At 68.9% G+C, this 6556-nt stretch carries 8 protein-coding genes; 4 read left to right on the top strand and 4 right to left on the bottom strand.

The annotated features are described in order from the left end of the window. The first annotated feature begins 163 nt into the window (after nt 1-163). Nucleotides 164-1117, top strand: coding sequence for a TIGR03557 family F420-dependent LLM class oxidoreductase (locus tag NYZ98_RS38200; protein ID WP_262849798.1), 954 nt, complete (start codon nt 164-166; stop codon nt 1115-1117). Between the two features lie 82 nt (nt 1118-1199). Here the strand turns inward: NYZ98_RS38200 and NYZ98_RS38195 are convergent, their stop codons facing one another. Continuing rightward, entirely contained in the window at nt 1200-1598 is a 399-nt protein-coding gene (locus NYZ98_RS38195) for a RidA family protein (protein ID WP_262849796.1), read from the bottom strand. 93 nt (nt 1599-1691) lie between these two features. Between NYZ98_RS38195 and NYZ98_RS38190 the strand changes: the two genes are divergently transcribed. After that, on the top strand, nt 1692-2825 hold the full coding sequence (locus NYZ98_RS38190; RefSeq protein WP_262849793.1) for a carbohydrate kinase family protein: 1134 nt from the start codon (nt 1692-1694) through the stop codon (nt 2823-2825). Nucleotides 2826-3187: 362 nt separating this feature from the next. Here NYZ98_RS38190 and NYZ98_RS38185 read toward each other — a convergent pair whose 3' ends face one another. After that, complete coding sequence (locus NYZ98_RS38185; protein ID WP_262849791.1) at nt 3188-3385, bottom strand: DUF397 domain-containing protein; 198 nt, start codon at nt 3383-3385, stop codon at nt 3188-3190. Further along, the gene (locus NYZ98_RS38180; protein ID WP_262849789.1) at nt 3376-4179 is read right to left on the bottom strand and encodes a helix-turn-helix domain-containing protein; all 804 of its coding nucleotides are present in this window, start codon (nt 4177-4179) and stop codon (nt 3376-3378) included. Before NYZ98_RS38180 ends, NYZ98_RS38185 begins: the two co-directional genes overlap by 10 nt. Before the next feature lie 132 nt (nt 4180-4311). On the opposite strand from NYZ98_RS38180, the gene NYZ98_RS38175 reads away from it, so the two are divergent. Beyond that, complete coding sequence (locus NYZ98_RS38175; protein WP_262849787.1) at nt 4312-4743, top strand: ATP-binding protein; 432 nt, start codon at nt 4312-4314, stop codon at nt 4741-4743. 16 nt (nt 4744-4759) lie between these two features. Here the strand turns inward: NYZ98_RS38175 and NYZ98_RS38170 are convergent, their stop codons facing one another. After that, complete coding sequence (locus tag NYZ98_RS38170; RefSeq protein WP_262849785.1) at nt 4760-5332, bottom strand: TetR/AcrR family transcriptional regulator; 573 nt, start codon at nt 5330-5332, stop codon at nt 4760-4762. 138 nt (nt 5333-5470) lie between these two features. On the opposite strand from NYZ98_RS38170, the gene NYZ98_RS38165 reads away from it, so the two are divergent. Next, a complete protein-coding gene (locus tag NYZ98_RS38165; RefSeq protein WP_262849783.1) occupies nt 5471-6400 on the top strand; it encodes a zinc-binding dehydrogenase in 930 nt (309 codons plus the stop codon). The last annotated feature ends 156 nt before the right edge of the window (nt 6401-6556 follow it).

The following is a 6556-nucleotide window of genomic DNA, read 5'->3' as shown; positions in this document are numbered from 1 at the left end:
CACCACCCCGAACCCCCTGAGGCCAGGCCCCGGGTCCGTTTACGGGCCGGACCGCACATATCCCGGTCCCTTCGCGGGCGGACCGCGCGTATCCCGAGTCCGTTTGCGGGTCGAGCCCCGGGTAGGGATCGGGCGTGCACGCGAAGCTGACGTGGAGGCGGCGATGACCACTTTCGGATATTTCCTGTCGAGCGAGGAGCACGGGCCCCGCGAACTGGTACGCCAGGCCAAGCTGGCCGAGCGGGCCGGGTTCGAGAGCCTGTGGATCTCCGACCACTACCACCCCTGGCTGGACGCCCAGGGGCAGAGCCCGTTCGTCTGGTCGGTGATCGGCGCCATCGCCGAGGCCACGTCCCTGCCCGTCACCACCGCCGTGACCTGCCCTCTCGTCCGCATCCACCCCGCGGTCATCGCCCAGGCCGCCGCCACCAGCGCGCTCCTCACCGAGGGCCGGTTCCGGCTCGGCGTCGGCACCGGGGAGGCGCTCAACGAGCACATCATCGACACGCGGTGGCCGCCTGCCGCCGAGCGGCGGGAGATGCTGGAGGAGGCCATCGAGGTGATGCGCGAGCTGTGGTCCGGCAAGCTCGTCACCCACCGGGGCACCCACTACAAGGTGGACACCGCCCGCCTGTACTCGCTGCCCGACCAGCCGCCGCCCGTCTACATCTCCGGCTTCGGGGACAAGTCAATCGAACTTGCCGGGCGGATCGGCGACGGCTACATCCTCACCGGGCCGAACGCCGACATGGTGGAGAAGTTCCGCGCCTCCGGCGGAGGCGGCAAACCCGTCCAGGGCGGCCTGAAGGTCTGCTACGCCGACGACACCGCCCAGGCCCGCGAGACCGTCCACCGGCTGTGGCCGACCCAGGGCATCAAGGGCGAGTCCGCACAACTCCTGCCCCTCCCCCGGCACTTCGAGCAACTCGCCGAAATGGTCTCCGAACAGGACGCCACCGCCACCACCCCCTGCGGCCCCGACCCAGAGGACCACATCAAGGCCATCCAGCAGTACGTCGACGCCGGCGTCGACGAGATCCACATCAGCCAGATCGGCCCCGACCAAGACGCCTTCTTCACCTTCTACACCAAGGAAATCCTCCCCCACTTCCACTGAAAGGTCCTCGCCTTCGGCTCGGGCGGTTTTCCAAGGGCCTACCGGCCGGGTTGGCCCCCCGATCCCCTTCGGGGGCGGCACGTCAGGGAACTGCGGCAATGGCAGTGATCTCAACAAGCTGGCCCGTGTATCCCAGGCAGGACACGCCCAGCAAGGTCGAAGCATGCGGGCCGGCGGAAAGCTCGGAACGGCGCACGACGTCCCACACCCGGCCAAGCGCTTCGGGGGTGTCCGCGACAACGTACACGGTGGTGGAGAGCACCCGGCTCAGATCACTGCCGACCGCTTCCAACGCCGTCCGCAGGTTGGCGATGACCTGCCGGGTCTGAGCCACGTGATCACCGGCCCCGACGAGCCCGCCGTCCCCGTCCAGAGGCACCGCCCCGGCCATGAACGCCAGGCGCTCACCCGCTTCGATCACGGCCGCGTGCGCGTAGTCCGGCGGCGGGAACAGACCCGCGGCGATCATCCGGTGCACCATCACATTCCTCCTCGGTAAGTCAACGCGATGATGATCGCGGTGCCCGGCCTGGCGTGTCATCTGGGTTTCCTCCGGTCCCGGACACCCATCGGCATGATCGCATCGGCCCCTTGCACGGCGGCCACGTCCCAGGAGCACCCCTACCGCGCCGGCCTTCGACACCAGAACCTCCCACCGCGCCCAGGGCGCGGCGGTGACCTGGTGGTCACCTCCGGACACGGCGACGACCTGGTATTCGCCTCCAGGCACGGCGACGACCTGGTGGTCGTCTCCGGGCGCGGCGTTCAGGGGAGAGAATCGGTCCTTATGGACGAGCACATCGCGGTGATCGGGGAGGCGGTCGCGGACGCTTTCGTGATCCCCGGCGAGGGCATGCTGGACCTCCAGGTGCGCCCCGGAGGGGGCCCGGTCAACACGGCGGTCGCGCTCGGGCGGCTCGGCACCCCGACCCGGTTCCTCGGCCGCCTGTCGGACGACACCCTCGGGCGTCTCATCCGCGACCACCTGACCGGTTCCGGGGTCGACCTGAGCGCCTGCGTCACCGCCACCCGGCGCGCCACCCTGGCGATCACGGCGCTCGACGCGGCCGGGCGCGCGTCCTACGACTTCTACACCGAGGGCACCGCCGACTGGTTCTGGACCGACGAGGAGCTCACCGAACGGGCCCCGTACGACGCCTGCTGCGTGCACGCGGGCTCCCTCGCGCTGGTCCTGGAGCCCGGCGGCCCCCGCGTCGAGCGGCTGCTGGAGACCATGCGGGCGCGGGCGACGATCTCCATCGATCCGAACGTGCGGACCGCCCTGGTCCCGCCCGCCACCTACCGCGAGGCCCTCCCCCGGTGGGCGCGCATCGCCGACATCCTCCGGCTCAGCGACGAGGACCTCGCCCACCTGGGACTGTCAGCCGACGAGGCGTGCGACACCTGGCACGAGCTTGGCGTACGCCTCGTCGTCGTGACCCGGGGCGCCGAGGACGTCCTCGCCTCACTCGACGGCCTGCGGATCACGGTCCCGGCCGTCCAGGTCGCGGCGGTCGACACCGTGGGCGCGGGCGACACGTTCACCGCCGGACTACTGCACGTACTGCGCGAACGCGGCAGGCTCGGCGGACGCCTGGACACCCTGACAGCGGCCGACATAGAGTCCGCGATCCACTTCGCCACCCGAGCCGCCGCCGAAACCTGCAAAGTCCCCGGCGCCAACCCCCCTTGGCCCCACCAACTCTGACCCATACCACTCCCGGCCCCGGACGGTCGGTGGGCAGGGGGATCTCCCCACCCGGCACCCACTTGGGTGGTGAAGCAGTTGATGCCCACCCAAAACACACCCCCCGAACCAGCAGCACCCAGCCTCCGGCCCAGCCGACGGACTCGCACGGTCCAGGCCAGACGACGGACGTGCAACCCTCGGCCCAGCCGACGGACTCGCAAGATCCGGCTCCGGCGGGCGGTTTTGGGCCTTGTTCAACTGGCAAGAGTGCCGTGAACCGAGTCCTGTCCATCACGACTTGGTCGGTGATGACCCTTGATCGCGTGTGGTGGAGGCGCATTGCTTGTGGGGGCTCTGCTGTGGGCTACGGGACGGGAGGTTCAGGATGTGAAGTTGTGAGTTTTGATGGCGTGAAGGAAGGTCTGCCATTCACTGGGGGAGACGCGGAGAGTGGGGCCTGTGGGGCGTTTGCTGTCTCTTACCGCGAGATCGGCGGAATAGATCGCGATCTCCAGGCAGTTGCCGCCGTTGCCGCTGCTGTACGAGGACTTCCGCCAGCTCGGATCGATCATTTCCATGTCTCGGCCACCTTTGCCATCAGCTCGATCGATTGCTTCGTCGGTAGCGCCTCGGCTCGCAGGGACTCCCACAGACGTCGCACGGCCACCACGTCGGCGGACCGTTCGATGACGTCTCCGCTCAGCGCGTTGTCCACGTAGACGACCTGGCCTCCGTCGAAACTGGCGATGACAAAGGCTCCCGCCAGGCCAGAATAGGCACCCACTTCCAGCGGCACAATCTGGATAACGACATCTCGGCGCTCCGCCACGTCCAGTAGATGGACGAGCTGATCGCTCATGACCTGGGGTCCGCCAACTGGACGGCGTAGCACGCCCTCGTCCAACAGGACGACGAGCATAGGCCGCTTGTCGGTGGTGAGGATCCGCTGTCGCGCAAGCCGCGCTTCCACCTGATCATCGACGTCGAAGGGTCTTCCTGAGTGCTCGATCACCTCGCGCGCGTACGCCTCGGTCTGCAACAGGCCTGGTATGACGAGAGGCTCGTACGACAGCAGGGATGTGGCCTTGGCTTCGACTGTGAGCCATTTGCCGAGCCATTCGGGGGGCATGCCTCGGCAGACCAGGTCGTCGACCAGGCGGGAGAAGATGCCGCCCGTGTCCAGGATGCGGTCGCAGCGTTCGGCGAAGTCGGGTTTGGGCACGCGACGGCTGGTCTCCACCATCGCGACGAAGGACGGCGAGTAGCCCACGATCGCCGTGGCGAGCTGGGCCTGACTCAGGCCGGCGGACTCTCGGGCCTGCCGTAGCTCCCTGGCGAAGAACTCCAAGGGTGACATCCGGTTGCCGTTCACGATCCCTCACCTGCTTTCCCGAGGCGGCTGCCGCATTCACGTATCGGGGGTACGTGCGGCCTCTTGTTCCGGAGCGTACGACGCTGGATTTCTCGACGTACGCCTTTACGGGAACCTGTGGACAGGAGAATCGTGTACACGCTCATGGGACCGAATTGCCTGATATTGCCGCCAGTGTTGTCCACAGCCGGAACCGCGCGTCGCTACATTCGCCGGAATCTTCTGGAAATGGGGCTCGAAGCGAAAATCGAGGACGCCGAACTTGTGGTGTCCGAACTGGTAGGCAATGCCGTGAAGGCGAATCTCGTCCTGGTGGATGGGGCGTCCGAGAATCCGACTCAGGGCGAGGAGGGTGGCATTTGCCTAAGCCTGTCTCTTAAGTCCGGTGCCATTCGGATCGAGGTCTGGGATGCCGACCCGGCTCCGCCGATAACGATCGTCCCGGAACAGGACGATGAGAATGGCCGGGGGCTGCTTATTGTCAGCCGGATCGCCGTTGGGTGGGGGACGTGGTGGCCGCCTGAGGGCGGGAAGATCGTGTGGTGTGAACTGTCGCTTCTGTGAGCCGGTCTCCGGGATGTCAGCTGTTGAGCAGGGTGGTGGCGAGGGCGCGGATCGAGCGGGAGAGGCGGTTCGCGTCGCCCTGGGCGGTCATGTAGCGGACAAGGTCGCCGTCGAAGGACGCCAGCAGGATGTGGCCGAGGAAGTGGGCATCGGCGTCGGGTCTGGCCTCGGCGATCAGGGCGCGAACGTGGTCGTGCCAGCGGCGGTAGGTGGGGTCCGCGTACTTGTCGTCGGCGCAGGCGCGCTCGTGCGCCGCTATCAGCGCGATGTTGCGCGCGGCCAAGCCGGACAGCTCATCGAGGAAGGCCAGCAGGCGTTCTCGGGGCGGGGCGGACGGGCCGAGTGGTGGCGGGCCGGACTCGATGGCCTCGCGCAGGCGGGTGGCGCGTTCGGCCAGCAGCGCATGGAACAGGCCGGTCCGGCTGCCGAACCGGCGGAAGACGGTGCCCTTGCCCACGCCCGCCACGGCCGCGACCCGGTCCAATGACACGTGCTGCGCGCCGTGTTCGGCGAGCAGCCTCTCGGCCGCAGCCAGGATCGCCCGCCGATTGCGCGCCGCGTCCGCACGCTCCCCGGTGGCGGGGGTCACGTTCGTGTGGTCTCCGGTGATGGATGGGTGGGGTTCATCGGGTTGCAAACGGACCATGGGTCCGCATACTATCGCGGCCATAAGCGGACCGTCGGTCCGATTGGGGGGCGGGGTTCCGGGGTGGCGGGAAGGGGAGCGGTGGGTGTGAAAGCGCTGGTCGCGGATGCGCAAGGGGCGGCGGGGGTGCGGGTGGGGGAGGTCCCCGAGCCGGTACCGGAGCGGGATGAGGTTCTGGTCGAGGTGCTGCACGCGTCGGTGAACTTCGGCGAGATGCGGTACGCCGCGTACCGGCCGCCGGGGACGGTCATGGGCCACGACGCGGCCGGGGTCGTACTCCGGGCGGCAGCCGACGGCACCGGGCCGCCCGCCGGGAGCAGGGTCGTCGCGTTCGGCCCCGGTGCGTGGGCGCAGCAGGCGGTGTTCGGCACCGGCAGCGTGGCCGAGGTGCCCGAGCAGGTGGATCTCGCAGAGGCGGCGGCGCTGCCCATGACCGGGATCACCGCTCTGCGTACGCTGCGGGCCGCCGGTCCGATCCTGGGCAGGCGCGTGCTGATCACGGGCGCGTCCGGCGGTGTCGGGAGGATCGCCGTCCAACTGGCCCGGCTCGGTGGCGCTCATGTCATCGCTTCGGTGGGTTCGCCCGCCAGGGGTGCGGGCCTGGCGGAGCTCGGTGCGGACGAGGTGGTGGTGGGTCTGGACACGATCGGCCGGCCGGTGGACGTGGTCCTGGAGAATGTGGGAGGGCCGCATCTGGTCGCCGCATGGGGGCTGCTCGGGCCGGGTGGCAACCTGCAGAGCATCGGCTGGGCCTCCGGCGAACCGGCCGTCTTCCCGCCGAACTCGACCTTCGGCCTCGGGCCCGCCAGGACACTCAGCTCGTTCGGGGACGTGACGGACACCGGTCCGGACCTGGCCACGCTCGTCGGTCTTCTCGCGCGCGGCGAGCTCTCCGCCGAGGTCGGCTGGCGCGGCGCCTGGGATCTCGTCGCAGAGGCGGCGGACGCCCTGTTCGCCCGTCGCATACCGGGAAAGGCGGTCCTCGACATACCGCCGCTACGGGACGCCTGATTGGCGAGGGACAGTCCATCGCCTGACCCCGACCACGCGAGCCCATCGGCTGAGCCGGAAGCAGGGTACTGCTGGTCCGGGGGTGTGTTCTTGGGTGGACATCAAACGGCTCACCACCCAAGTGGGTGCCGGGTGGGGGAAATGCCCGTGCCCACC

The sequence above is a fragment of the Sphaerisporangium corydalis genome, assembly GCF_025506355.1.
Lineage (GTDB): Bacteria > Actinomycetota > Actinomycetes > Streptosporangiales > Streptosporangiaceae > Sphaerisporangium > Sphaerisporangium corydalis.
Note: the sequence above shows the minus strand (reverse complement) of the source record. Positions and strands in the feature narration are given on the sequence as shown.

Excerpts from the sequence above, each read along its gene's own strand:
- NYZ98_RS38195 (WP_262849796.1), bottom strand. The coding sequence starts at position 1,598 with ATGGTGCACCGGATGATCGCCGCGGGTCTGTTCCCGCCGCCGGACTAC.
- NYZ98_RS38190 (WP_262849793.1), top strand. The coding sequence starts at position 1,692 with ATGATCGCATCGGCCCCTTGCACGGCGGCCACGTCCCAGGAGCACCCC.
- NYZ98_RS38185 (WP_262849791.1), bottom strand. The coding sequence starts at position 3,385 with ATGGAAATGATCGATCCGAGCTGGCGGAAGTCCTCGTACAGCAGCGGC.
- NYZ98_RS38200 (WP_262849798.1), top strand. The coding sequence starts at position 164 with ATGACCACTTTCGGATATTTCCTGTCGAGCGAGGAGCACGGGCCCCGC.